The following is a 23,494-nucleotide window of genomic DNA, read 5'->3' as shown; positions in this document are numbered from 1 at the left end:
GTTCTCTCACAATCATCTCCCCGGTTGTTTTGTAAATGCTATCAACAAGATGGGTTGTGTGGCAACACCATTTCTATCCGTTCCTCATTAGGGCCAAAGGGGGCTAGGTAATTGCTGGGATAGTCAGATCCCGCCCCCCAATAGGGCACCCGCATATCGCCACGACCCGGGAATGCAGCCACTTACGCTGCGCTAGCCGTCATCGTCCGTGGGACACCATGGCATGCATTGGGCTTAGATGAGCAACAGCGCTAGCGAGGTACAAAGAGAGTGGGGAGCAACGCCGCTCGTTCTTGCTCTCTCAAACCGGTGCCGCGCTCCGTCGACCGTGTTCGCCACGTAGCGATCAGAGCTTTAAGAGGTTTTCCTCGAGGACGACGTGTGTGCACTCGTTCTCGCGGCTTGAATGAAACACTAGGCCGTATCTTTTTTGCATTCTATCCGTCGAGGGAGCATTAAGAACGTCGAGAGATCAGGGCCGACAACGGGCTCTGGAGCGTAGCGAGCGCGGGGCAATGTCGGCACTCTGAGCCGTCCGGATTTCTCAGCTTGACGATTTGTGTTCTGGTTTACCTTTTCGGGAGGTGCCGGCCATTTCCTCCAGTTCGCGTTCCGACATGGAATCATACATCTCGCACGACGCCCCCTTCGAGTTCACTGACCTTCGTATCTCCGCGCTTCGCGGACAGAGCGGCCCCGGCTGCTTTCTGCTGAGCCTTGGACTTGGCGGGTATCGGGCTTCTCCTACGTGTGAGCTGGCGGCAGCCTCTAACTTCCTACGACGATACCGCCATTTGGGTGAAGGACCTGACCCGACATGTAGCTGGAATCATCGCACGCGAGAAACAAGAAGGCGGGGGCCACCTCGTTCGGCTGCCCCGGTCGACCCATCGGCGTATCCTTTCCGAAATCATCCATGTCCTCCGGCGGCTGGCCGCCACAAGGATTGAGTGGAGTCCAGATCGGTCCGGGTGCTACGGCATTAACGCGAATGCCCTCGCCGACAAGATTTTCGGACAGTGAGCGAGTAAAGGCTGTAATGGCGCCTTTCGTCGCTGAATAGTCGAGAAGATTGTCCGATCCCTTGTACATCGTCACGCTCGTGCAGTTGATGATCGCGCTACCGCGTTTGAGATGGGGACGTGCAGCCTGAACCAAATAGAACATCGAGAAAATATTGGTCTGAAATGTACGGCGAAGTTGTTCGTCGGTAATTTCCTCGATTTCGTTGTCAGGATGCTGCTCTCCCGCATTGTTCACCAGTACGTCGAGCCGCCCGAATCGTTCGAGAGTGCGCTCGATTACTTCATGCGCAAATTTCTCGCATCCCAGATCACCTTGCAGCAGGATAGCCTTCTGCCCTTCGGACTTCACGGCCTCTTGGGTGGTGCGCGCATCTTCGGTCTCTTCGTCAGCCAGATAGACAATCGCGATGTCCGCACCCTCGCGTGCAAAGAGGGCGGCCACTGCACGGCCGATCCCGCTATCGCCACCAGTTACGATGGCAACCTTGCCCTCAAGACGTTTCGATCCGGGATATCGAGGTTGCCAACTAGGCTGTTCGTCGAGTTCCGCTTCGGCGCCCGGCAGATCGGGTTCTTCATCGATCTTCGAGTGGAAAATCTGGTCCGTGGTCATGAGCTTCTTTCAGTGTAATCACGCCCCTCTCCATCCCTCCAACGGCACACCACTGCCAAGGTTTCGACGGCGTAGGACTTCTGCAACCATCCGGGCCGCGCATAGAAAGTCATGGACGCCTTTTTCCGGAGTGCATTGAACTGAAGCGAGACCTACTGAGCCTTTGAGCCGCTACGCTCGCGCCTCGCGATCGCGAGGATCGTAAGATAACTAATCTCGGAAACGGGTTGAAACGGCCGACTGCCTCGATCGTTAATATTTTGCGGGGGGGGGTATAAACGTAGGAGAAGTAGCGTGAACTGGGATAGGGTCGAAGGAAACTGGAAGCAATTCAAAGGAAACGTAAAAGAAGAATGGAACGAGCTTACAAACGACGAAATTGACGCAATGGAAGGCCGTCGTGAGCAATTGGAAGGACGGATCCAAGAACGCTATGGCATTGAGCGTGATGAAGCTCGCCGCCAAGTCGACGCTTGGTATGAGCGCCAGAATGTGGATACCCACACCTGATTGATTTCCAAGCGGAGCTTGGCTGAGGAGCGTCGTTGGCGAACCGACGGCGCACACACTCTGGTGTGCTCACCCCGCCACTGAGCTGGTAGCTGACCGTCGGCTGACCGCCATATGACAAACCGTTCATAAATCGCCAGGGTATCTGAAACGTCCGCTCACGCCCCCTAGGCAGACATTCGGATCGAACAAGCACGCCGCCAATTAGAATGGGGCGCGACGCCCCCCTTTCTTGCTCTCGCAATCCAGTGTCGCGCCCCGTCGACTGTGTCGACCCCGTAACGATTGATGCTTTAGAGGTTATCGTCAAGGGTGTCGCTGACAGCGCTAGCTGGTGACTTCCTTGAAACCCTATTCCGTATTCTGCATTTAATCCGTGGAGGGAGCCGATGGTACTTGCACGAGAAGAATTGCTCGGACTGGCGAAAACGTGCCAAAATCTGGCGGCAACAGCGATGGACGTTCGAACGCGCGTGGAGCTGTTAGCGCTGGCCGACGAGTATGAATTTAAAGCCCGATCCGCCCCTTTGGAATCGCTCGCCGAACCTCGGGTTAACGGCTCCGTTTTCGACGAAGAGTTTCCTCTCGATGATGAGCAGGGCAAGCCGCAGGAACAGCCTGTGCTTCGGCTAGTTACTTAATCGTCGCGTATTTGCTCAACGTGGTTGCAAAAGGTGTCGCCCCTCCCCCGGTGCCCACCTAGCCAAGATTGAGTGCTTAGAAGCCTCCGGCCAGATCCCCGGGGGCTTCTTTGCTTCTGGGCGAGACGCACGGCGGTGCAACTTCTGCTTTCCACCCCATCCCGGGCATCACGAGCCCGGGTCGTGCGCGATAGAAGCGGTCATTCAGGTGAGACGCCAGCCTCCATGAGAGGCTGGCGCAATCTCAGATCTCGGTTTTTTCTGACAGGGTGAGGGCGTCTTCGATGTCGACCCCCAGATATCGCACGGTGTTCTCTATCTTGGAGTGCCCGAGGAGGATTTGAATGGCCCTCAGGTTTCCCGTGGCCTTGTAGATGATCGACGCCTTAGTTCGTCGCAGCGAATGAGTGCCGTAATCCTTCTTTCTGAGGCCGACCGCTGTGACCCATTCGTCCACCAATCTCGCGTACTGCCGGGTGCTCAAGTGCTGGTCATGATCTACCCGGCTAGGGAATGCGAAATCCTCGATCGTGCCGCCACGTCGCTCGAGCCAAGCCGACAGGCTCATTCGCGCGTCAGCCGTTATCTCGAACTGGACCGGTCTATTCGTCTTTCGCTGGGTGATCGTAGCTCGGTGTCGAATTTCCGACCCTGCAACCAGATCGCCAATCTTGAGCTCGACGAGGTCGCAGCCTCGTAGTTTGCTGTCGATGGCAAGATCGAACAGCGCCCGGTCCCTGATCCGTAGCTCGCGATCCAGATGAAACCGAATTGCCCAAATCTGCTTCTGCGTGAGCGGACGCTTAGGACCGACTTGGGTGCCGGCATTCCACGGCCGCATCGCACGCGCACCCGGGTCGAATTCTGACATGCCCATCTGACTTCTCCTTTGGCCGGAATGGCCTTGAGAGAAACACTTGAGCTTGGGGCGCCCTTCGGGCTGATGCGGGAACGTCTGCATAGGCGCGCCCGGTCGATCAGCGCGAATGACCGATATGGGGCGCAAAGCGGACACTGTTTGCTTCTCCAATTTATTCCGACAATCTATTCTTCCTGAGAGGATTTTCTGCTGCCTTTTCAGCCTATTTGTCGGAATGGGCCTTGAAATCATTGGATGCGCTAAGGACTCTTAATCAGCGGGTCCTAGGTTCGAGCCCTAGTGCGTCCACCATTTTTCTCCTTTCATCGATGACTTGCCATCGTCCGAATGCGGCGATGCCAGTACCGTGCGAGCATCGTCCTCCAGCCAATCCCCTGCCCGTCGCTTCGCGGCTTTTCTCAACCCGAGGAAGCGATTAGAGCAGCGCGATGCATTGGTTCCGTCATCTCTCGCCGCTGGTCCTGACGATCGCGATCCTGCTCGGTGGCGGCAGTATGTCGGGTGCCTTGGGCGACGCGCTTCTCGCCGGCGTCGGGGCGATCCTGCTGCCGCTCCTCATCGCCCTGCATGTCACCGGTCGCCGTCGCTTCGGCGAGGGCCTCTTGCCGGTGGTCGCCCTCGCGGGAGCGATCGCGGCGCTGGTCCTGTTCCAGCTGATGGCACCCGGAAGCCTCGCCGACAGGCCGCTGGTCGAGGATCTTCGCTCATGGGCGAATGTGGGAGCCCAGCCCACCCTAACCCTCGACCCGGCCGCAACTTGGCGCGCGCTACTCACCGCGCTCTTTCCGATCGCCGCCGCGCTAGCCTTTCTAGGGGCTGGAGAACGCGAGCGTCGACGCACGCTCATCGCCATGATGGGGCTCGCGCTGCTCAGCAGCCTCCTTGCGTGCTACCAGCTTGCCACCGGGGCGGGGCAATTGCCTTATTTCACCGACGCGCGTCCGCTGGGCGCTGGCGGCCTCTTCGCCAATGTCAATCATCACGGTCTCTTTCAGGCCCTCGGCCTGCTCGCCGCAGGAGCCTTCTTTCGCGGCGACCACGGTCTCGGCAAGTCCGCCCGCCGTGCAATCGTGCTCGGGCTTGTCGCCAGCGCTTTCATCGGCACGCTCGCAGGGGGATCGCTCGCTGGCCTGATCTTCACCGCCATCGCCGCCTTCCTCGTCCTGCGCGAGCATGTTCGCCGCTGGCCGTGGCTGTCGGGGGTTGCCGCGGCGCTCATCGGCGCGGCCGTCCTTGTCCTGTTGCTGGTGCCGGGCGTTCGCGAAACGCTCGGCGGCAACGCGCAGGATGAAACCGCGCGCTTGACCTTCTGGCGGGGCACGCTCGAGGCCCTCGCACTTCATTGGCCGTGGGGAAGCGGGCTGGGCACCTTCATCCCCGTCTACGCAAGCGTCGAGCAGATCGAGAACATCGGCCCGCTCTACGCCAATCATGCGCACAACGAATATCTCCATATCGCGCTTGAGGGCGGCTTGCCCGGGATCATCCTGCTCCTGCTCGTGCTCGCGACCTTCACCTGGTCCTTGTGGCGCGGCCGCCCGCGCTGGTGGGTCGGCGCCTCGCTCTTCGTCATCGGTCTGGGCATGACGCTGGCGCATGGCTTGGTGGACTATCCCTTGCGCAACAATTCACTGGCCGTCGTGGCGCTCCTGTTCTTTGTCTTCGCGTTCAAGCCGACGCGCTTGACCCCGCGCGTTGCCGCCGCACCTGCCTTGGTCGCTGGCCTTGTCCTCGCCGCGCTTGCCGCGCTGGTGATCGGCGGGACCGCGCTGCCCCCCCTCGCTGCACAAGCCGCTGCCGAAGCCGAGCGCCCCGTCACTGCCCTTCGCTACGACGATGATCATCCGCAAGCGCTCATCGCCCGCGCCCGCCTCGTGGCCCAAGCGGGCGATGAGGTTCGGGCAGTCGAATTGGCGCGTCGTTCCCTCGACGCCGCACCGATGAACGCGGGAGCGGCGGCTTTTCTCATGCTCGACCCCGAGCGAGCGATGCGGGCAGACATGGCCAGTCTTAGCCGGCTTGGCTGGCGTCATAGCGGACTACAGACCGTGCTGTTCGTTGCGGCCTTCGAACGCGGCGACGATGAGGAGGCGGCGCGGCGCATCGGCGCCATCGCCCGCCGCGGCGGTCTCGACCCCATCCTTGCCCCGGCGATCCGTGACGCGTCGAGACGCCCGGCCTTCCTCGATGAACTCGATGCCATCGGCGCGCTCGACAATGACGTGAATTTTCAGCCCGTGCTTGCCGCGCCCCTGGCCGAGGGTTGGGAGCGAGAGGGACAGGCCGCCCTCCTGTCGGCACTTGCCGGACGCAGTCCGGTCGCCCCGCGTCTGGCCGCGCCCACGTTGGCCGCAATGCTTCAAGCCGGTGACGGCGCCGCCGCCTTGACCCTCTTTCGCGCCCTCTACCCGGACCGCAGCCCGCTATCGCTCGCCCCTTATGCCGAGAGCAGCTCGCGGGTCGAGCGCACGCCGTTCGACCCGCTGCTGCTCGACAGAAATGGCGTACGGGTGGCGCGTGCGGACGATCAAGATGGCCTTCGCCTGTCCGGGCGCGGGGCCATTCGGCGCCCGGTCGCATCGCGCTATCTAGCTGTAAACAGTGGCCAATTGACATTGTCCTACCGATTGGACAATCGGCATGGCGAGGCTTCGGTGACGCCGCGAATCACCTGTCCGGACGGGCGTCGCCTCGATGTCGACACGGTAGCGGTTGATGGAAATCGCCTCGAAATTGTCACCTTCGTCCCCGAAGGGTGCGATGCGCCGCTTCTGGCTTGGGACTTGCGAAATCCGGGGGGCAGGTTCGACCTGCGGTTGATCGATCCGTCGCTGCGTCACAAACGCCTCTAGATTAGAGGTTTTTTAAGGTTAACGCGCCAGAAGGCATTCTTACCTCGGGTCGATTCCACTCGGCCCGGCGCGGGGAAATGGGATTTTTGGGAGGGTTTTCGATGTTGAAGCAGGTGATGGTCGCGGCGCTGGCCGCGATGGTGGCGGCTTGCAGTTCCACGCCCGGTCTCGACAGCAGTTCGCAGGTCGTGCGCGTCGCCGATACCTTGCCGCTCCCCGATGCCACCGAGCAGAATGCCGGGATCGTCGAATATCGCCTCGGCCCGACCGACGAGATCGAGATCGCCGTCTTCAACGCCCCCGAAATGGCGCGCAAGGGCCAGATCGACGCCGCCGGCAACTTCCTCCTGCCGCTGATCGGTTCGGTCCAGGCGGGCGGCAAGACGCCGGTCGAACTGGCCGCGCTGATCGCCGATGAACTGCGCGGTCGCTACATTCGCGACCCCCAGGTCTCGGTCAACGTGATCGAGGCGCGCGCGCATACGGTGACCGTCGATGGCGCCGTCACCAAGCCCGGCATCTACCCGATCTCGGGCCCGATGACGCTGCAGCGCGCCATCGCCACGGCCGCCGGCCTCAACAAGATCGCCGATCCCGACAAGGTTATCATTTTCCGCACCATCGAGGGGCAGAAGATGGCGGCCATGTTCGACCTCAACGAAATTCGCTCGGGCCGGGTCGAGGATCCACAGGTGTTCGGCAACGACATCGTGATCGTCGGCGAAAGCGGCGTGCGCCGGTTCCTGACCGAAGCGAGCGGGGCGCCGATCCTCTCGCGCTTCATCCCCATCTTCTGACCAGAGCGGTACTCTCGACATGACGCAGCTTCCCACCACGATCGAGCCGAGCCGCGGGACCGTCCCGGCCCAGCCGAGCATTCCGATCAGCTTCGACGAGCGCAGCGAGGTCGGCTCGCCCTTCATCGACCTCTTCATGCTGGCCTGGCGCCACCGCTATCTCATCCTCGCGGTGATGGGCGCGAGCGTGGCGATCGGCCTCCTCGTGACGGCGACCGCGACCCGCATGTACAGCTCGAGCGTCAGCGTCCAGATCGAACGCGCACCCGCGCAGGCGGTGCAGGTCGAGGGCCTCGGCGCCGACCGCACGACCGACTGGGAATTTTTCGAAACCCAATATGAGCTGCTCAAGAGCCGCCGTCTCGCTGAGATGGTGGTCGACGAGCTCGCCTTGGAAGAGGACGCCCGTTTCCTCGGTGGCCCCGATGCCGATCCCGCCTCGCTCGACGAACTCAGCGTCGACGATCGCCGTGATGCCGCGATCATGGGCGTGATGGGTGGCCTCGATGTTCGCCCCGTCAACAACAGCTCGATGGTGACCGTCGGCTACACCGCGCGTCACCCCGAGGATGCCGCGCGGGTCGCCAATGCGATCGCCGAACAATATATCGAGATGGACCTCGAGCAGCGCTTCGAGGCGACCGCCAAGGCGCGCGAATTTCTTGCCGGACGGCTTGAGGAAGTGCGCGCCAAGCTCGAAGAAAGCGAGCAGCAGGCCGCCGATTATGCCCGTCGCAACGGCCTCGTCGCGGGGCATGGCCTCTCGGGCGACGCCAGCGAGACGACCATCGACGCCGCCACGCTGGCGCGCCTCAATATGGCGCTGACGCAGGCCACTGCCGAACGGGTTCAGGCCGAGACCATCTTCCGCGCCAATCGCGGTGGCCGTGCCGCTGCCGAGGCGCTTGGCAACGAAACCATCAACAGGCTGCGCTCGCAGCGCGCCGAAACCCGCGCTGAGCTGAGCAAGCTCGAAAGCGACTTCGGTCCCGAATATCCCGCGGTGAAGGCGCTTCGGGAGCAGATCGCCGAATTCGATCGCCAGATCGATACCGAACAGGCGCGCGTCGGCACCTCCATCGGTGCTGATCTGCAGGATGATTATCGCCAGGCGCTGGCGGCGGAACAGGCGCTGCGTGCGCAGGTCGCCAACGCAAAATCCGCCGTGCTCGACGAGCAGCAGAGCGGAATCGGCCTCAAGATCATCCAGCGTGACATCGACACCAACCGCGAACTCTACGATGGCCTCCTGCAGCGCTACAAGGAAATCGGCGTTGCCGGCGCCGCCAGCGCCAATCGCATCACCATCGTCGACGAGGCCAAGGCGCCGCAATTCCCGTCGAGCCCCAATGCGCTCATGAACATGATCCTGTCGCTGTTCGTCGGCACGGTCATCTGTGTCGGGGTCATTTTCTGGTACGACCAGCTGCGCCGCGCCCGCCTTACGCCCGACGATCTGTCGCAAAAACTGGGCGTGCCCTTGGTTGGCCAGACGCCCAAGCTGGTCGCGGTGCCGGGTCGCAAGGTTTCCGACGACAAGCGCCTCGCGCTTGCGGAGTCCTATTATTCGGCGCTGACGACGATCAAATTCTCGTCCGAAGCCGGGGTGCCGCGCTCGCTGTTCGTCACGTCGAGCCGTCAATATGAGGGCAAGTCGACTTCGACCCTGTCGCTGGCGCGCGACCTCGCCTCGACCGGGGCAAAAGTGCTGCTGGTCGATGGCGACCTGCGCTCGCCCTCGGTGCACAGCCTCATCAATGCGCCGCTCGACCGCGGCCTGAGCGACTATCTCGCAGGCCGCGCTCAATTCGCCGAACTCGTCCATGCCAGCGAGATCGAGAATCTCTCGGTCATGTTCGCCGGCACCCCGCCCGCCCGTCCGGCGCAGCTGCTCTCGGGCGGCGGCGTGGCTGCGGTGATCGAGGAAGCGCTGGAATATTTCGACCATGTCGTGATCGACGGTCCCCCGGTCCTCGGTCTCGCCGACGCCCCGCTGATCGCGCGCTGCACTGAAGGCACGCTGTTCATCGTCGAATCCAACCGCACCCCGGCGGCCACCGCCCGGGCAGCGCTTGACCGTCTTCATGCCGTCAACGCCTGCATCATCGGGGCGCTGCTGACCAAGTTCGACGAACAGCGCGACGGCTATGGCTACGGCTATGGCGAGCGCTACGGCTATGGCTCCTACGGCTACGGCCCGGCCGGAAAGGCGGCCTGAGAACCATGGTAAAGCGTCTGTCCAACCACGCCGTCGATCGCTTCCGCGCTTATCTCCTAAACCTTGTCGCCCTGCCCGGCGCAGTGCGGCTCTCGATGGTGGTCGTCGCCGACCTCATCGCCTGCGTCCTCGCCACCGCGCTCGCCTATCTGCTGCGCATCGGCGAACCTGTAACCAATGCGGGCGCCTTCATCCTGATGAGCGCGCTCTCCATCTTCGTCTGGTCCGCCCTCGCCTATCACCAGCGCGTCTATCGCGTGATGATGCGCTATTTCGGCTGGGCCAGCCTCGAACGCCTCGCGCGCGTCACCCTGACCATGGCCGTGGTGTTGAGCTGCGTCCTCGTCGTGACCGCGCCCGAGGATATTCCGCGCACGCTCGGCGTCATCCAGCCGCTCGTCCTCTTCGTGTTGCTGGTCATCGGGCGGATCACCATCGCGCACCTGCTCCTTCATGCCGACGGCCCCGCGCCGGGCGCGCGGTCGCGCAGCCGGGTGCTCATTTACGGCGTCGGCCCGACCGGGCGTCAGGTCGCCAGCTCGGTGCGCCACGATCCCGACATGCGGCTCGTCGGCTTCATCGACCATCACGACAAGGTCGGCGGCCGCGAGGTCGACGGCGGCCATGTCTGGAATGCCGTGGATCTCGAGGACGTACTCGTCGAACAGCCGATCGACAGCCTGTTCATCGCCTCGCGTTCGGCCTCGCGCGCCGACCGGCTCGACCTCGTCGCCCGGGTGCATCGCGTGCTGCCCAACTGCAACGTCAAGCTGCTGCCCAGCATCGCCGACATCGCCAACGACACGGTGCGGGTGAGCGACCTCAAGCCCATCGAGATCGACGATCTCCTTGGCCGCGAACAGGTCGCCCCCTGCCCCGACCTCATGGCCACGCTCGGCGGCGAAACGGTGCTCATCACTGGCGGCGGCGGCTCGATCGGCAGCGAATTGTGCCGCCAGGTCATCGCCCAGAAGCCCGCGCGCCTGATCATCGTCGAGATGACCGAATATGCGCTCTATGCCATCGACCAGGAACTGCGCGAGACCGCTGCCAAGGCCGGCATCGAGCTCGTCATCGAACCCTGCCTCGTCGACGTCAGCGATGCGCGGGCCTGCGCCGACCTGTTCGCACGTTTTCGCCCCGACCGCGTTTTCCACGCCGCCGCCTACAAGCATGTGCCGTTGATGGAAGCCAATATCGTCGCAGGCGTGCGCAACAACGTCTTCTCGACCCTCAACGTAGTGATCGAAGCACATCGCAATGGCTGCGCGCAGTTCACGCTGGTGTCGACCGACAAGGCGGTGCGCCCGACCAACGTCATGGGGGCCTCCAAGCGCTTTTGCGAACTCATCGTCCAGGGGCTCGCCGCGCATCACGACGTGCCGCGCATGTCGGCGGTGCGCTTCGGCAACGTGCTCGGCTCCTCGGGCTCGGTCGTCCCCAAGTTCAAGCGCCAGATCGCGGAAGGGGGGCCGATTACTATCACCCACCGCGAGGTGACCCGCTATTTCATGACAATTCCCGAAGCCGCATCGCTGGTGATCCAGTCGGGCGCCATGGCCGAGGGCGGCGAAGTGTTCCTGCTCGACATGGGCGATCCGGTGCGCATCGGCGATCTAGCCCATACGATGGTCGAACTGGCCGGCTGCACCGTGCGCAACCATACCAATCCGCAGGGCGACATCGAGATTATTGAAACAGGGCTGCGCCCCGGCGAGAAGCTTTACGAGGAGCTGTTGATCGACGCCACCTCGCAGCCGACCCGCCACGAGCGCATCGTCAAGGCGACCGAGGACATGGTCGCTTGGGAACAGCTCGAACTCGAGGTCGAGCGGCTGCGCCGCGCGATCGCCGACCATGACGAAGCGACCATCCTCGCGGTGCTCGAACGCAGTGTCGCGGGCTTCGGTGACCGTGCCGCGATCAAGGCCGCGCAAGACCTGGCGCCCGAACAGAAGGTCGCCTGAGCAGCTCGACGAAATCAGTACGAAAGAGCCCCCGGCGCCATGAGGCTCCGGGGGCTCTTTTGTTTCAGCTGATCGAGATATGCTAGCGGACAGCGCGGGCGAGCACGTCGGCGCTCACAGCAGCAGCCTTGGCGATCTGCTCGTCGGTGATGGTCGGGTGGACCAGCCACATGATGCTCGTTTCGCCCAGTTCGCGCGCGACCGGCAGTCGTTCCGCCGGAGCATAGCCCGACCCCTCGAAGGCTTTTTCGAGGTAGATTTCCGAGCAACTGCCCTGAAAGCAGGGCACGCCGCCAGCGACGATCTCGCCAATGATGCGATCGCGGTCCCAACCCTCGGCCAGCGCATCCGGCTCGATATAGGCATAGAATTTGTAATTGGCATGCTCGCTATGCTCCGCCGGGCGGGGCACGCGCAGGACCCCCGCCTCGACCGCCGGGCGCAGCGCCTCGATCATCGTCTCGGCCAGAGCGCGCCGCCGCGCCGACCAGTCCGCCATTCGGCCAAGCTGGATCCGCCCGATCGCCGACTGCATCTCGGTCAGCCGCCAATTGGTGCCGAAGCTCTCGTGCAGCCAGCGAAAGCCCGGCGCGTGCTCGCGCTCGTAGACGGCCTCATAGCTCTTACCATGATCCTTATGCGCCCACATCGCGCGCCACAGCGTCTCGTCGTTGCAGGTGACCATGCCACCCTCGCCGCCCGTCGACATGATCTTGTCCTGGCAGAAGGACCAGGCCCCGACATGGCCGATCGACCCGAGGCTACGCCCCATGTAGCGACCGCCATGCGCCTGCGCGCAATCCTCGATCACCGCGAAACCGCGCTCTTCGGCGAGCGCCATGAGCGCGTCCATCTCTACCGGGAAACCGGCCAGATGAACCGGCACGACCGCACGGGTCTGCGCGGTGACCATCGGCGCGATCGTGTCGGCCTCGATGTTGCCGCTGTCGCGATAGACGTCGGCGAATACCGGCCGAGCGCCCGCATTCACCACGCTCGATACCGAGGCGATGAAGCTGCGCGGGGTGACGATGACCTCGTCCGTGTCCTTGCCGCCGTTGCGCGCCCCGATGCCGAGCCCGTGCAGCGCGAGGTCCAGCGCCAGCGTGCCATTGCCGAGCGCGATCGCGTGCGCGCTGTCGGCGAAGGCCGCAAATTCCTTCTCGAATTCACGCCCCTCGGTGCCGGTCCAGTAGTTGACCTTGTTCGACAGGAGTACGGCATGGGCCGCATCGGCCTCCTCCTGTGTGAAACTGGGCCAGGGGGCGAAGGGACTGTTGAGCACTTACTTTTTCTCCAGGGGACGAGCGGGATTGCCGATCACGGTGACGCCGGGCGGCACGGGCTTGGTGACGATGGCGCCCATGCCGACGACGGCGCCCTCGCCGATCGTCAACGGATTGTCAGGGGTCCCTTGCCGGAGGATCGCGCCGGTGCCGATATAGGCATGATCGCCGATGTGCACATTGCCGTTGCACGACACGCGCGGGGCAAAGGTGACGAAGTCGCCGATCACGCAATCATGGGCGACGTAGCTGTAGATGTTGGCATGGAACGACCTACCCACCGTGATATTGGATGTCAGCGTCACGAAGGGACAGAGAACGGCACCGGCGCCCAGCTCGACATCGTCCATGACCACGGCATTGCGAGCGCGCGCTTCCAGCTGCGAAATTCCTGCCTCGACCATGCGCTGCGAAAGGCTCTCGCGAACCTTGCTGTTCCCGATGGCGATGATGACCGCCTTGTCCGCTTCAGGGGCCCCGACAAACGTATCGAACGACAGGACGTCCAGCCCGCCCATGCGCGTTCCCGCGGCCCCGTCGTCGATAAAGACGATGCATGCGTCCTGCTCTGCGGTGCGAACGAGGGGCAAGACTTCCTTCCCGAAGCCACTGGCGCCATAGATTCCGATCAGTCGGGTCATCGTTCACTCCCTTCGAATCGTGACATGGTGGCTTCGCCCTCGGCAGAGATTCCGCTGCGCCCGACGACCTTTCGCACCGTCATGAACAGGATTTTCACGTCTAAAAGCAGCGAACGGTTGTCGACATACCATATGTCGAGCGCGAACTTCTCATCCCACGACAGGGCATTGCGCCCATTGACTTGCGCCCAGCCGGTCACGCCCGGACGCACCTCCATGCGTCGGGCCTGTTCGGGGCTGTATAGCGACACATAGTCCATCAGGAGGGGGCGCGGCCCGACAAGGCTCATCTCGCCCTTGAGGACGTTCCACAGCTCGGGAAGCTCGTCGATGCTGGTCGAGCGCATGAAACGCCCCAGCCCGGTGAGGCGATCGGCATCGGCAAGCGGCGCCCCGTCGCTCCCGCGCGCATCGGTCATGGTGCGAAATTTCACCATCCGAAAGGGACGAGCGTCCTGCCCGGGACGCACCTGCGTGAAAAACACCGGCCGCCCCATCCTGACGAGGATGAGCAGCGCGATGACCAGAAGCAGCGGCGCCAGCAACACCAGGCCCAACCCCGCCCCGACGATGTCCATCAGGCGCTTCATGGCAGCGGCGCTCCCCTGCCGATCGCCTCGTAGATATCGGACAATTGCCGAGCGGCGCGAGGGCTGTCGAGCTTCTCGATTACCAGGTTGCGCCCGGCCAATGCCATTTCCTCGGCGCGCGGATCACCCAGCGCCTGCTCGATCTTGTCGGCAAGGTCTGCCGGGTCCTTGGCGCGCGCCAGCCAACCTGTCACGCCCGGTACCACCACATCGGCAAAGCCGCCGATATCGGTCGCTACCGTCGGGCGCCCGAGCGCGAGCGATTCGACCGCGCCGCCCAGGTTTTCGCTATGCGAGGGATGCACCGCCACGGCGATGTCGGGATAAAGGTCGGCGACGTCGTGGCGCGTGCCGAGGAAGCTCCCGTGCGCACCGAGTTTCGCCGCGCCATAGGCTTTGATGTCCTCGAAATACTGCTCGGCGCCGACCCACGCGCCGCCGACGAACACCCCATGCACCTTGTGCCCACGCTCGCGCAGGATCGCGATCGCGTCGATGAGGTCCTCATGCCCCTTGATCCCGCGCTCGTAGCCGAGCCATTTCTTGGGCGCATAGGCATAAGCGACCATTCCGATGAGCCGTGTGTCGGAATCCAGCCCCAGCTCCTCGTGCAACGCCCCCGTGCCCTTTCGCGGCTCCACGCCCGCGAAATCGGTCGGATAATAGGCCAGCCCTACGCGCTCGGGCGCGATCCCCTGCCCTTCGTAGATACGGCGGGTCAGCGCGCAGCTCGCCGCCCAATAGTCGCGCTTGGTGGCGATGACCTTCTCTCCGATCCGCGTCAGCCCGCGTTCGAGATGAAGGATCCCCGGCACCTGGAACAGGCGCGGCACGTCGATACCGCGCAGGCCGAGGCGCATCGTCAGCGTGATGCCGAGGAAATGGCTGTGCACGATGTCGGGCCGCAGCCGCTTCACGAGGCGGCGCAGTCCCAGCGCACGGCGCACCATGTTCAACGGGTTGCGATCATGCGCGACGTCGACCGGCAGGACATGCACGCTCGCGCCGACATCGCGATAGGCCTGCGCATGGCCGTCCTCGTCGGGCAAGGCGACGTGGATGTCATGGCCAAGCTTCACGAGCTCGCGCACCTGGCGTAGCGCCCAGGTCGCTCCTCGCGTGGTCTTGATGAGCTGGAGGACTTTCATCAGCCCCGGTCTCCTCGTCTCGACGCGTCATGCTGCTGTATGATCGTCGCATAGAAATCGCGGCGCAGCGGTGCAATCCGGCTTTCCACGAAATCGCCCGCTCTCGCGAGATTGCGCGCGGCCTGCTCTGCGAACAGGGTGGGCGTTTCGGCCAGCTGTCGCAGCCGCTGCGCGATGGCCTCGGGTTCGCGCACCGGCACGATGAAGTGCGGGTCGAGCAATTCGCCATTGCCCGCCACATCGGTCGCTACCGCCGGCATTCCCTGCGCCATCGCCTCGATCAGCGCGCGCGGCAGGCCCTCCGTATAGGATGGCAGCACGAACACATGATTGGCCCGGTGCCTTTCGAGCACCTCTGCCTGCGGGACGCGCCCATGAAAGTGGACCGACGTCAGTCCGAGCGCAGTGGCCTGCTGTTCGAAGCGCTCGCGCAGCACGCCCTCGCCCATGATGTCGAGATGCACGTCGACCCCGCACTCCTTGAGGATCGCCATCGCATCCAGCAGGTCGCCCAGCCCCTTGTAATCGAATTCCAAGGTGCCGACGAACGACAGCCGCAATCGCCCACCGTCGAAGGTACGGACCTGCGCAGCGCAACGATCCCCCGGAAGGTTGATGTTGGAAAATGCAAACGTCGGCACCTCACGCGCCGGATATTCGCATTGCAACGAGGCGTCGGTCACATAGGCCGCCGTGCTGGCGCGCGCGACGACCAACCGGGTCATCGCCGACAGGAGCCGCAGCGCGAGGCGACTGCTGGTCGGCAGCGTTTTCACGCGCGACAGTTCGGCCGCATCGCCGATCAGCTGGACCCCATAGGGCCGCCGCCGCACGATCATGCACAGCGCGTAGAGCAGTCCGATGGTCGAGGGCAGTCGCACAAGCGCGGCATGGCCCGACCCCGAAGCCTTCCAGATCGCGACGAGCAGGCCGGGGAAGGTCGTCAGGAAGGCGCGCAATCCCTGATAGAAAGGCAGCGGTTCGAAAGACAGGCCATCGCGGTCGACCGGCTCCGCGATCCGCTCCCGCACCTTGCGCACCCGCCCGACCATCCGAACGCCATCGGCGACCGACAACATATCGGGCAATTGGTGCGAGATGATATGGATCGGGAAGTCATACTTCCCGTCCGGATCGACGCGGACGACCTGGTCGCTGACGAGGTCGAGGATGGTCCCGGCAACGGCCTTGCTCATCGCTCTTGTTCGATCCTTTGCTTGACCGCCGCGAACCCCTGGTCCCAGAGCAATCGCATCAGCTCCATATGTCGTTCGATGACGAACGGGCTCTTGGCAAAGGACGCGGCGATCTCGGCCCGTCCGGCATCGCCAATGCCGGCTGCGGCGACGATCGCGTGCGACCATCGTTCGGGGCTGGCGTCATCGGGCATGATGGTCACGCCCATGGTGCGCACGGCGATCTCGCGGACCCCCGGCAGGTCGGTCGCGACCACCGGCGTGCCGACCGACAGCGCCTCGAGAACCGTGCCGGGAAGCCCCTCGTGCCGCGACAAGAGGATCGAGACGTGCGCGCCTTCGAACCACATCGTCGGCGTATCGCTTTCACCCCTCAGGTAGACATGATCGCCCAGCCCTTCCTCGGCAATCCGTCGCTCCAACTCGGCTGCAAGCGGCGTATCGGTCGCCCCGACCACGTCGAGCGTCATGTCGACCTTCGCCTCGACCATCGCACGCACGATCGGGATTGCTCGAAGCGGTGCCTTGGCGGGCGCGATCCGGCCCAGCATGAGCAGCTTGATCGGGCCGCTCGGGCGCGATGGCCCGGTATCTGCAATGTCGAGCCCGTTATAGATGGTGGCGAAGCGCTCGGGCCCTAGCCCGGTGACGGCGCGCGTCGCCTCCGCGACCCCGACGACACCCGTGGCCGAACGGCGCAGCGCAGCCCCGAAGACGCCATCCTTCACGGCGCGCGATAGTCCGCCTTGCGCCTGCGTATTGCGCATATGCGCATAACGCTCCGGCACCCCCGCCGCCTTAGCAACCGCAAGATAAAGACCGCTTGCCATCATCGTATTGGCATGCACGATGTCGACCGGATCCTCCTTCAACGTCCGGTGGAAATGGCCCAGTCCGCGAACGCCCGGGCGCCCCATGACGATGCGCGCGCCCGTCGCCGCGAAGCGGTCGTCGAGCACCCCCGGCTTTCCCGAAATCACATAGATGGTGAAGCGCAACGGGGCAGCGGCGGCCTTGAGCGCCTCTAGCAGGGCGAGCAGGCGCTTTTCGGCGCCACCATAATTGAGGCGCCCCAAGGTGAGCAGGACATGTTTCGTGGCCGTCATGAGCGCTCCTGTGCCCCGACCCGGCGCGCCCTGACCGGCTTCACCAATTCGTCCAGCCACAAAAACCCCGCGGTGAGGATGAGCGTTAGGATGAAGGTGCCGTAGGCCCCGACAAATGATTGGCGGATATGATAGAAAAGCGCGTTGGCCGCAGCGAGGCTCAGGATCACCGCCAGCGGGCGCGATAGGATGAACCCCGAGCCAAGATGGCGTGCGGCGAAAATCAGGACGACCCCGAAGACAAGCGCCATCGCGACCACCCCGACATGGCCGAAGTTGATAAAGGCCTCGGCGGCGATCGAGAAACCGTAATTGCCGGCATATTCCTGGATCGCCACATTCATCAGCCGCATGTCGAGATGGCCGGGAAGGCGATCGATGAAGGGAAGGACAAGCGCCAGCGTGCGCTCGAGCGGCGCCCAATAGGTCGCCCCGCCCTGCGGCTCCATGATACCATATTCGACCCAGCGCAGCGTCTCGTAGACGGGTCGCAGCGATCCGGCCATCTCGGCCACCGCCTCAAGCGCACTGGCCGATTCATCGGCCGAACTGAGATCGCCCGTCCCCCGAACCATCATCGCGAGGTTGATCATCCACAACAGGACGACTGCGCCGACAATCGACGGAATGATCCGTACCTTCCAGCCGAAGCGCCACAGCAGCACCGGCATCGTCATGGCCAGCGGGAAGAGCACCTCGCCGCGAAGACCGAGGAAGAAGGCGGGAACGCACCAGATGGCGAGCAGCGTGAAATAAAGGCCGACCCAGCGGATTCGCGCCGCGCCAAGCACGATAATCGTCGGCAAGACAATCATCAGGAACGAGAAGGAGCGCGCGACGAAACCGGCATCGCTCGTCCGCACGACCTCGTTGTAATCGTTGTAGTTCGAGATGCCGAGCGCGAACAACGCGGCATAGAACCACAGGATGCAAGCCAGCATCGGCAGGAGGAGGACATCGCCGCGCAAGCTATCCTGCTCGCGGCGAAGGGCCCGCATCTCGTTGCCATAATGAACCGATGGCGCTGCCATGAACACCGACGTCATGACCGAATTGAAGATCGCGGCGATCCAGATCGCATCGGTCGTCAGGGCGCGCGGATACCAGTAACTGAAATAGCGCGAGCGCGGGATGAAGTCGGGACTGAGCACCTCGATCAACGCCAGGGGGATATGGAAGATGAAATAGATGAGCGCGAAGCCGATCAACAGCAGCATCTCCGGGCGCGCACGCTCGCGGAGCAAGATGCCGAAGTTCGCGACGCAGAGCAGCCCCAGCGCAAGGCGTTGATTCTCGACCAGCAAGGTCGACACGTAAAAGAACAGCAACAAATTGAACACCGCGAGGAGAAGCATGCGGTCCAGCCGCCAATGCCCGACGATCGCCAGCCCGCCGTGGCCGGCGCGGCTCGCCGCGCGCTCGCGCCGACCCGAAATCCCCCGTCCTATCATGACCCGCAACCTTCCTCGCGCGTCAGGCGACGGAACATGAAGGCGCTGAGCAATTGTAGCGACAGCGCGAAGCCCAAGGTCACCGTTGCCGCGCCCATGACCCCGAAGCGAGGCACGGCGACCAGCATCGCCACCACCGCCAACGGATTGCACGCGATCTTGATCTTGAGCATGTGCCGGGGATCGAGCGCCGTCATGAAGGCGCCGCAAAGGCCGAGCGTGCTATTGATGATGGCGGCCGCCAGCAGCAGCACCAACGCCAGCCAATAGTCCGCGAGCAACGGGTCGATCAGCGGCAGCACAAAGGGTGAGAGAAATGCGGCCCCGGCCGCCATCAGGCACGAAATCGCCGCGCCATACGCCATCGCTCGCCCAATGATCGCGCGCGCCTCTCCATGTCGCCCTTCACGCCAAGCGGTCGCGAAGCGGTGAACGAAGCGGGCCGCTGCGAAACTGTACCCGAAAGCGATGAGATCGGCGAGCCGCGCAATGATGAAGTAGCGCCCGACGGTCTCCAGCGAGAGGTAGGCGCCGATGATCAGCACGTCGGCATGTTTCACGCCGATGCTGAGTCCGTTGGACAAGGTGAGGTTGCGCCACGGCGCGACCGCTGCCTCGCTCCCCGTCGCTGCCCGTCGCACGCGCTGCGCGGCCACGAGGTTTGGCCAGGCAAGGACGAGGAGGAAGCTGGCAATGAGGAGCGTCGGCCACCACTGCTCGGCCCGTCCGAAAAGCCATGCAGCGCCAACGAGGCCGAGGAACAGCGCAGGCCGCACGATCGCATCGAGTTGCTCGACCCGCGCGGTGCGTTCGAGCACGAGGTGCTCGCCGCGCCGCAGCCCGGAAAGGCCCGCAATCACCGTCGCCGCGCCGAGCCCGATCGCGAAACTGGCTGACCCGCTCCTACCCTGCGCCAGATAGAGACCGACATAGGTGAGCGTCCCGAGCAGGAGGGCGAAGAGCACTGCCAACCCGAACTCGCGCGGCCCATAGACCAGCCGCAGCGCCCCCTCGCCCCGCCCGTCGCGTCCGCGCTGGACGAGCACTTCGAGCGGCACGCGGATGATGCCGGAGGCGACGAGGAGCACGGTGAATAGGCTCGAGAACAGCCCGAAGGCGGTGGGGCCCAGAAGCATCGGCAGGATGAAGGCTTGGAGTGCATTCGCACCGAGCCCCCCGAGGCGCACCACCCCGGTCGACACCAGCGCGCGCAGGTCGCTACCTCGCTGTCGCGATGCCTTCGACATTTCGGCCCTCATGTCCATCCGTTCGATCGGTCCCGCGCCTGAAGTAATTGATCATGGATGACAGTGACTTGCCGCATCCCACGCCCCAGTCGCCCGGCTAGAAGATCAGGGTGAAAAATCCGTTAACCATATGCCGAGCCTTCCCCCTCTTGCAGGCTCAGGTCCTCGCCGTCCATAGGAAGCCAATGCAGGTCGCCATCACCCTGTCGCCCGTCAGCTACCTGCCGGAAGCACATGCCTACCGGCAGTTTCTGTCGGACCGGGGAATGAGCGCCCGATTGGTCGAATCCGCGAATGAAATCAAGCCGGAAGACGTTGCGATCCTGTTCACCGCCCGCGACTTCCTGCGCCGCGATCTTACCTGCCATCGGCGCATCCACGAATATCATTCGCTGAGCGGCGGCCGAGCCCGGCTCGCGAAGGATTGGGCCAAGTGGCATCTCGCCGCGCCGGCCCACGGCCATGCCTTTCTCGAAGGGCCGCCCCATCAATGTTATGCGCGCCTTATCCCCGCCGCCCTGCCGACTTACAGCCGCCCGATGGGGATCGACCGCGACCTGTTCGACCGTGCGCGTGGCAGCGCAGCGCGAGACCACGACCTTGTTTATTGCGGGTCGCTCAACCGCCCCGGTGTCGCGGCCACCTTCGAACGTCTCGGCAAGGCGGGCTTTTCGATCCTCGCCATCGGCCACGTGCCACCATCCTGGCCGCGCCCGATGCTCGAACGCCTCGGCGTGCATTTCACCGGCCCGCGCCCGCGCGACGAGTTGCCGGGGCTGCTCGCCACCGCCCGCGCGGGGCTGAATATCACGCCCGACACCCCGCCCTTCAGCTTGCAGGAAAGCACCAAGACGCTCGAATATGTCGCTGCGGGGCTGCCACTCGTCAGCAACCGCTATCGCTGGGTCGAGGATTTCGCGTCGACGCGCGGCTTGGCGGTGCAATGGCTCGATCAATTGCACCGCCCAGCAGATCTCGACAGCCTCGAGCCGCCGCAGGTAGATCTTCGCGCCCGCGCCTGGCCGGACCTCCTCGCCGCCACCGGGTTCGACCGTTTCATCGAGGCCGTGGCCGCATGATCGCGCTGGAACCATGGGAGCGCCTCGGGGCCGCTCTCCTCACCCCGTCGCTCGACGTCGCCGCGCCGCTCTTGGCCGGCGTCGAGGCCGAGGGATGGAGCCGGCTCGACGAACGGCTCGACGCCCATCGCTGCGCTCCCCTTGCCGCGTCCCGCCTCCCGCCATCGCTGCGCCACCACGTGCCGCCCGCGATCCTCGCGGCATGGGACCACGCACGGCGCGCCGCGACGATCGACCATCTCCACCAGCAAAAGGTGCTGGCCGACATCTTTGCGCTACTAGTTGCCCATGACTTGGAGGCCTGCGCGCTCAAGGGCGCCTGGTTGTCCTTGTTCGCTTATCCCGAACCGGGGCTGCGGCCGCTGCGCGATCTCGACATCTTGATGCGCGATCGAGAGGCGGCGCTCGAGGCTCATGCGTTGCTCGTAAAGGCCGGCTTCACGCCGCTGGAACCGGTCGCTGGCGACCTGTCCGCCATCCTCGAAGAGCGCCACCAGCTCCCCCCGCTGGTCGATCCGACCGAGCAGGTGCTGGTCGAAGTCCACCAGCGCATGTTCCATGACGGGCGCGCCGACCTTGCCGATGACGACGACTTCTGGAACCGGTGCGTCACGCGCGACCTACTGGGCAGCCGTGTCACGTTTCCGGCATCGGAACCGCTAGCCGTCCATCTCCTTGCCCATGCCATGTGGGACCATGGCTTCGACAACGGCCCGCTTCTCGTCGCCGATCTCGCGCTGCTGTTCGACCATCCCGATTTCGGGCGCGTCACTTATGATGCGCTGGTTGCTCGCCACGGCCTGCAAGCCGAGGCCGAACTCGCGGATGAACTCGTCTCTCCGCCCCCGTCCGAAGCCCTCTCCCCAGCCGCCGCCGCTGCATGGCGCCTCATGCTCGCGCCCGGGAACGAGGTCGCCCGCCTGCGCCAGCGGGACACGCTTCGCCGCGCCGGCCCGGCCGCGATCCTCGCCAAAATCTTTCCCTCCGTTCGGCAACTCAGCGCGCGTGGCGCGGTGCGCCGGACGCCGCTGGGCATCCTCGGCGCCTACGCTCGCCATTTCCATCGCCTCGTCACGCGTCGACGCCAGGAAATCGGCGCCCCCGTCGATCCTGCCCTTCAGGAAGCACGCACCGTGATCGACACGGCCTGTGCGAAAAACATCGACCTTTCCCGTCCATCGCCCGGCGGTCGATGATGGACGAGAACGCCCGCGCACTGCTCAATGGCCGTAAGCACCGCTGGCTCGTCACCGGCGCGGCAGGATTCATCGGTTCGAATATCGTCGAGGCGCTGCTCGGCGCGGGTCAGGAGGTCGTCGGTCTCGACAATCTTTCGACCGGCGCCGAGCACAATCTCGACGCGGCGCTCGCTCCCCTCGCCGATGAAGAGCGCGCGCGCTTCACCTTCATCCGGGGCGATGTCCGCGATGCTGCCACCTGCGCCAAGGCCGCCAAGGGTGCGACCTACGTGCTCCACCAGGCCGCGCTCGGTTCGGTCCCGCGCTCGATCCACGACCCGCTGACGACGCACGATGTCAATGCCACCGGTTTCCTCAATATACTCCAAGCCGCGCGTCAGGCAGGTGTGGAGCGCGTCGTCTACGCCTCCTCGTCGGCCGTCTATGGCGACGAGCCTACCCTACCCAAGCTGGAGGAATGTACCGGCTCGCCGCTCAGCCCCTATGCGGCGACCAAGGCCATGAACGAGCTCACCGCGCAGTCGTTCGCCAACGCCTATGGCCAGCAGTCGGTCGGCCTTCGCTACTTCAATATTTTCGGACCGCGTCAGGACCCCGAGGGCGCTTATGCCGCCGTCATTCCCAAATGGGTCGCCGCGATGTTGGCCGGGGAAGCGATCCACATCTACGGCGATGGCGAAACGAGCCGCGACTTTTGTCACGTCTCCGATGTGGTGCAGGCCAATATCCGCGCCGCCGTCACGCCGATGGACCTCACCCATGACATCTACAATGTCGCGGCAGGCCAGCCGACGACATTGAACGATCTGGTGGCGGTCCTTCGCGACAGTCTCGGCGCGAGGGGCATTCGTTACGACCAGGACGCCGAACATCGCGCTTTCCGCGAAGGCGACATCCGGCACAGCCACGCGTCGATCGCCAAGGCGCACGACGCGCTCGGCTATCAGCCGACCATCACACTCGCCAAAGGGATCGACGCATCGCTCGATTGGTATGTCGAGCGCGCCCGCCGCGCCGACTGAGCCTCGCGCCAGCCTCCCCCTCGTCG

At 64.2% G+C, this 23,494-nt stretch carries 19 protein-coding genes and 1 pseudogene; 9 read left to right on the top strand and 11 right to left on the bottom strand.

The features are described from left to right. Positions 1–544: 544 nt before the first annotated feature. Positions 545–734, bottom strand: a pseudogene (locus NUW51_RS02470) (DUF3008 family protein). A 34-nt stretch (positions 735–768) separates the two neighbouring features. Beyond that, positions 769–1,638 carry an SDR family oxidoreductase gene (locus NUW51_RS02465; protein ID WP_265562433.1) on the bottom strand — a complete coding sequence of 290 codons (870 nt, stop codon included), beginning with the start codon at positions 1,636–1,638 and terminating at the stop codon, positions 769–771. A 294-nt stretch (positions 1,639–1,932) separates the two neighbouring features. On the opposite strand from NUW51_RS02465, the gene NUW51_RS02460 reads away from it, so the two are divergent. Both NUW51_RS02460 and NUW51_RS02455 read left to right on the top strand, forming a co-directional pair. Next, positions 1,933–2,148 carry a CsbD family protein gene (locus NUW51_RS02460; protein ID WP_265562432.1) on the top strand — a complete coding sequence of 72 codons (216 nt, stop codon included), beginning with the start codon at positions 1,933–1,935 and terminating at the stop codon, positions 2,146–2,148. A gap of 389 nt (positions 2,149–2,537) precedes the next feature. After that, positions 2,538–2,789, top strand: a complete 252-nt coding sequence (locus NUW51_RS02455) for a hypothetical protein (RefSeq protein WP_265562430.1) — start codon at positions 2,538–2,540, stop codon at positions 2,787–2,789. 244 nt (positions 2,790–3,033) lie between these two features. On the opposite strand, the gene NUW51_RS02450 is transcribed toward NUW51_RS02455, so the two are convergent. Continuing rightward, positions 3,034–3,666, bottom strand: coding sequence for a tyrosine-type recombinase/integrase (locus NUW51_RS02450; protein WP_265562428.1), 633 nt, complete (start codon positions 3,664–3,666; stop codon positions 3,034–3,036). Positions 3,667–4,097: 431 nt separating this feature from the next. Between NUW51_RS02450 and NUW51_RS02445 the strand changes: the two genes are divergently transcribed. The 4 genes from NUW51_RS02445 to NUW51_RS02430 all read left to right on the top strand — a co-directional run bounded on the left by NUW51_RS02445 (position 4,098) and on the right by NUW51_RS02430 (position 11,503). Then, positions 4,098–6,521: an O-antigen ligase family protein gene (locus NUW51_RS02445; RefSeq protein WP_265562427.1), complete on the top strand. Its 2,424-nt coding sequence runs from the start codon at positions 4,098–4,100 to the stop codon at positions 6,519–6,521. Between the two features lie 101 nt (positions 6,522–6,622). After that, on the top strand, positions 6,623–7,318 hold the full coding sequence (locus NUW51_RS02440) for a polysaccharide biosynthesis/export family protein (protein ID WP_265562425.1): 696 nt from the start codon (positions 6,623–6,625) through the stop codon (positions 7,316–7,318). Between the two features lie 19 nt (positions 7,319–7,337). Further along, positions 7,338–9,536, top strand: a complete 2,199-nt coding sequence (locus tag NUW51_RS02435) for a GumC family protein (RefSeq protein WP_265562423.1) — start codon at positions 7,338–7,340, stop codon at positions 9,534–9,536. 5 nt (positions 9,537–9,541) lie between these two features. After that, a complete protein-coding gene (locus NUW51_RS02430) occupies positions 9,542–11,503 on the top strand; it encodes a polysaccharide biosynthesis protein (RefSeq protein ID WP_265562421.1) in 1,962 nt (653 codons plus the stop codon). Positions 11,504–11,585: 82 nt separating this feature from the next. Here NUW51_RS02430 and NUW51_RS02425 read toward each other — a convergent pair whose 3' ends face one another. The 8 genes from NUW51_RS02425 to NUW51_RS02390 are packed head-to-tail and all read right to left on the bottom strand — an operon-like array spanning position 11,586 to position 20,168. Continuing rightward, positions 11,586–12,788: a DegT/DnrJ/EryC1/StrS family aminotransferase gene (locus tag NUW51_RS02425; RefSeq protein WP_265562419.1), complete on the bottom strand. Its 1,203-nt coding sequence runs from the start codon at positions 12,786–12,788 to the stop codon at positions 11,586–11,588. Then, positions 12,789–13,430 carry an acetyltransferase gene (locus NUW51_RS02420; protein ID WP_265562417.1) on the bottom strand — a complete coding sequence of 214 codons (642 nt, stop codon included), beginning with the start codon at positions 13,428–13,430 and terminating at the stop codon, positions 12,789–12,791. Then, a complete protein-coding gene (locus tag NUW51_RS02415) occupies positions 13,427–14,020 on the bottom strand; it encodes a sugar transferase (RefSeq protein ID WP_265562415.1) in 594 nt (197 codons plus the stop codon). The genes NUW51_RS02420 and NUW51_RS02415 overlap by 4 nt, the downstream gene beginning before the upstream one ends. Then, the gene (locus NUW51_RS02410) at positions 14,017–15,168 is read right to left on the bottom strand and encodes a glycosyltransferase family 4 protein (RefSeq protein ID WP_265562413.1); all 1,152 of its coding nucleotides are present in this window, start codon (positions 15,166–15,168) and stop codon (positions 14,017–14,019) included. Before NUW51_RS02410 ends, NUW51_RS02415 begins: the two co-directional genes overlap by 4 nt. Beyond that, positions 15,168–16,364 (bottom strand): glycosyltransferase, encoded by a 1,197-nt coding sequence (locus NUW51_RS02405; RefSeq protein WP_265562411.1) that lies wholly within the window; start codon positions 16,362–16,364, stop codon positions 15,168–15,170. The genes NUW51_RS02410 and NUW51_RS02405 overlap by 1 nt, the downstream gene beginning before the upstream one ends. Then, the gene (locus NUW51_RS02400) at positions 16,361–17,470 is read right to left on the bottom strand and encodes a glycosyltransferase family 4 protein (protein ID WP_265562409.1); all 1,110 of its coding nucleotides are present in this window, start codon (positions 17,468–17,470) and stop codon (positions 16,361–16,363) included. Before NUW51_RS02400 ends, NUW51_RS02405 begins: the two co-directional genes overlap by 4 nt. Next, positions 17,467–18,921 (bottom strand): O-antigen polymerase, encoded by a 1,455-nt coding sequence (locus tag NUW51_RS02395; RefSeq protein ID WP_265562407.1) that lies wholly within the window; start codon positions 18,919–18,921, stop codon positions 17,467–17,469. The genes NUW51_RS02400 and NUW51_RS02395 overlap by 4 nt, the downstream gene beginning before the upstream one ends. Next, positions 18,918–20,168, bottom strand: a complete 1,251-nt coding sequence (locus tag NUW51_RS02390) for a lipopolysaccharide biosynthesis protein (RefSeq protein WP_265562405.1) — start codon at positions 20,166–20,168, stop codon at positions 18,918–18,920. Before NUW51_RS02390 ends, NUW51_RS02395 begins: the two co-directional genes overlap by 4 nt. A 185-nt stretch (positions 20,169–20,353) precedes the next feature. On the opposite strand from NUW51_RS02390, the gene NUW51_RS02385 reads away from it, so the two are divergent. From NUW51_RS02385 to NUW51_RS02375, 3 genes are read left to right on the top strand one after another with little or no spacing between them, the layout of a single operon-like run. Further along, the gene (locus tag NUW51_RS02385; RefSeq protein ID WP_265562403.1) at positions 20,354–21,247 is read left to right on the top strand and encodes a CgeB family protein; all 894 of its coding nucleotides are present in this window, start codon (positions 20,354–20,356) and stop codon (positions 21,245–21,247) included. Further along, positions 21,244–22,443, top strand: coding sequence for a nucleotidyltransferase family protein (locus NUW51_RS02380; protein ID WP_265562401.1), 1,200 nt, complete (start codon positions 21,244–21,246; stop codon positions 22,441–22,443). The genes NUW51_RS02385 and NUW51_RS02380 overlap by 4 nt, the downstream gene beginning before the upstream one ends. Then, the gene (locus tag NUW51_RS02375) at positions 22,440–23,468 is read left to right on the top strand and encodes an SDR family oxidoreductase (RefSeq protein ID WP_265562399.1); all 1,029 of its coding nucleotides are present in this window, start codon (positions 22,440–22,442) and stop codon (positions 23,466–23,468) included. Before NUW51_RS02380 ends, NUW51_RS02375 begins: the two co-directional genes overlap by 4 nt. Positions 23,469–23,494: the final 26 nt, after the last annotated feature.

Origin of the sequence: Sphingomicrobium arenosum, from assembly GCF_026157085.1 — a bacterium.
Classification (GTDB): domain Bacteria; phylum Pseudomonadota; class Alphaproteobacteria; order Sphingomonadales; family Sphingomonadaceae; genus Sphingomicrobium; species Sphingomicrobium arenosum.
Note: the sequence above shows the minus strand (reverse complement) of the source record. Positions and strands in the feature narration are given on the sequence as shown.

Excerpts from the sequence above, each read along its gene's own strand:
- NUW51_RS02385 (WP_265562403.1), top strand. The coding sequence starts at position 20,354 with ATGCAGGTCGCCATCACCCTGTCGCCCGTCAGCTACCTGCCGGAAGCA.
- NUW51_RS02440 (WP_265562425.1), top strand. The coding sequence starts at position 6,623 with ATGTTGAAGCAGGTGATGGTCGCGGCGCTGGCCGCGATGGTGGCGGCT.
- NUW51_RS02410 (WP_265562413.1), bottom strand. The coding sequence starts at position 15,168 with ATGAAAGTCCTCCAGCTCATCAAGACCACGCGAGGAGCGACCTGGGCG.
- NUW51_RS02420 (WP_265562417.1), bottom strand. The coding sequence starts at position 13,430 with ATGACCCGACTGATCGGAATCTATGGCGCCAGTGGCTTCGGGAAGGAA.
- NUW51_RS02455 (WP_265562430.1), top strand. The coding sequence starts at position 2,538 with ATGGTACTTGCACGAGAAGAATTGCTCGGACTGGCGAAAACGTGCCAA.
- NUW51_RS02415 (WP_265562415.1), bottom strand. The coding sequence starts at position 14,020 with ATGAAGCGCCTGATGGACATCGTCGGGGCGGGGTTGGGCCTGGTGTTG.
- NUW51_RS02465 (WP_265562433.1), bottom strand. The coding sequence starts at position 1,638 with ATGACCACGGACCAGATTTTCCACTCGAAGATCGATGAAGAACCCGAT.
- NUW51_RS02390 (WP_265562405.1), bottom strand. The coding sequence starts at position 20,168 with ATGTCGAAGGCATCGCGACAGCGAGGTAGCGACCTGCGCGCGCTGGTG.
- NUW51_RS02435 (WP_265562423.1), top strand. The coding sequence starts at position 7,338 with ATGACGCAGCTTCCCACCACGATCGAGCCGAGCCGCGGGACCGTCCCG.
- NUW51_RS02375 (WP_265562399.1), top strand. The coding sequence starts at position 22,440 with ATGATGGACGAGAACGCCCGCGCACTGCTCAATGGCCGTAAGCACCGC.
- NUW51_RS02400 (WP_265562409.1), bottom strand. The coding sequence starts at position 17,470 with ATGACGGCCACGAAACATGTCCTGCTCACCTTGGGGCGCCTCAATTAT.
- NUW51_RS02445 (WP_265562427.1), top strand. The coding sequence starts at position 4,098 with ATGCATTGGTTCCGTCATCTCTCGCCGCTGGTCCTGACGATCGCGATC.
- NUW51_RS02450 (WP_265562428.1), bottom strand. The coding sequence starts at position 3,666 with ATGGGCATGTCAGAATTCGACCCGGGTGCGCGTGCGATGCGGCCGTGG.
- NUW51_RS02430 (WP_265562421.1), top strand. The coding sequence starts at position 9,542 with ATGGTAAAGCGTCTGTCCAACCACGCCGTCGATCGCTTCCGCGCTTAT.
- NUW51_RS02395 (WP_265562407.1), bottom strand. The coding sequence starts at position 18,921 with ATGATAGGACGGGGGATTTCGGGTCGGCGCGAGCGCGCGGCGAGCCGC.
- NUW51_RS02380 (WP_265562401.1), top strand. The coding sequence starts at position 21,244 with ATGATCGCGCTGGAACCATGGGAGCGCCTCGGGGCCGCTCTCCTCACC.
- NUW51_RS02405 (WP_265562411.1), bottom strand. The coding sequence starts at position 16,364 with ATGAGCAAGGCCGTTGCCGGGACCATCCTCGACCTCGTCAGCGACCAG.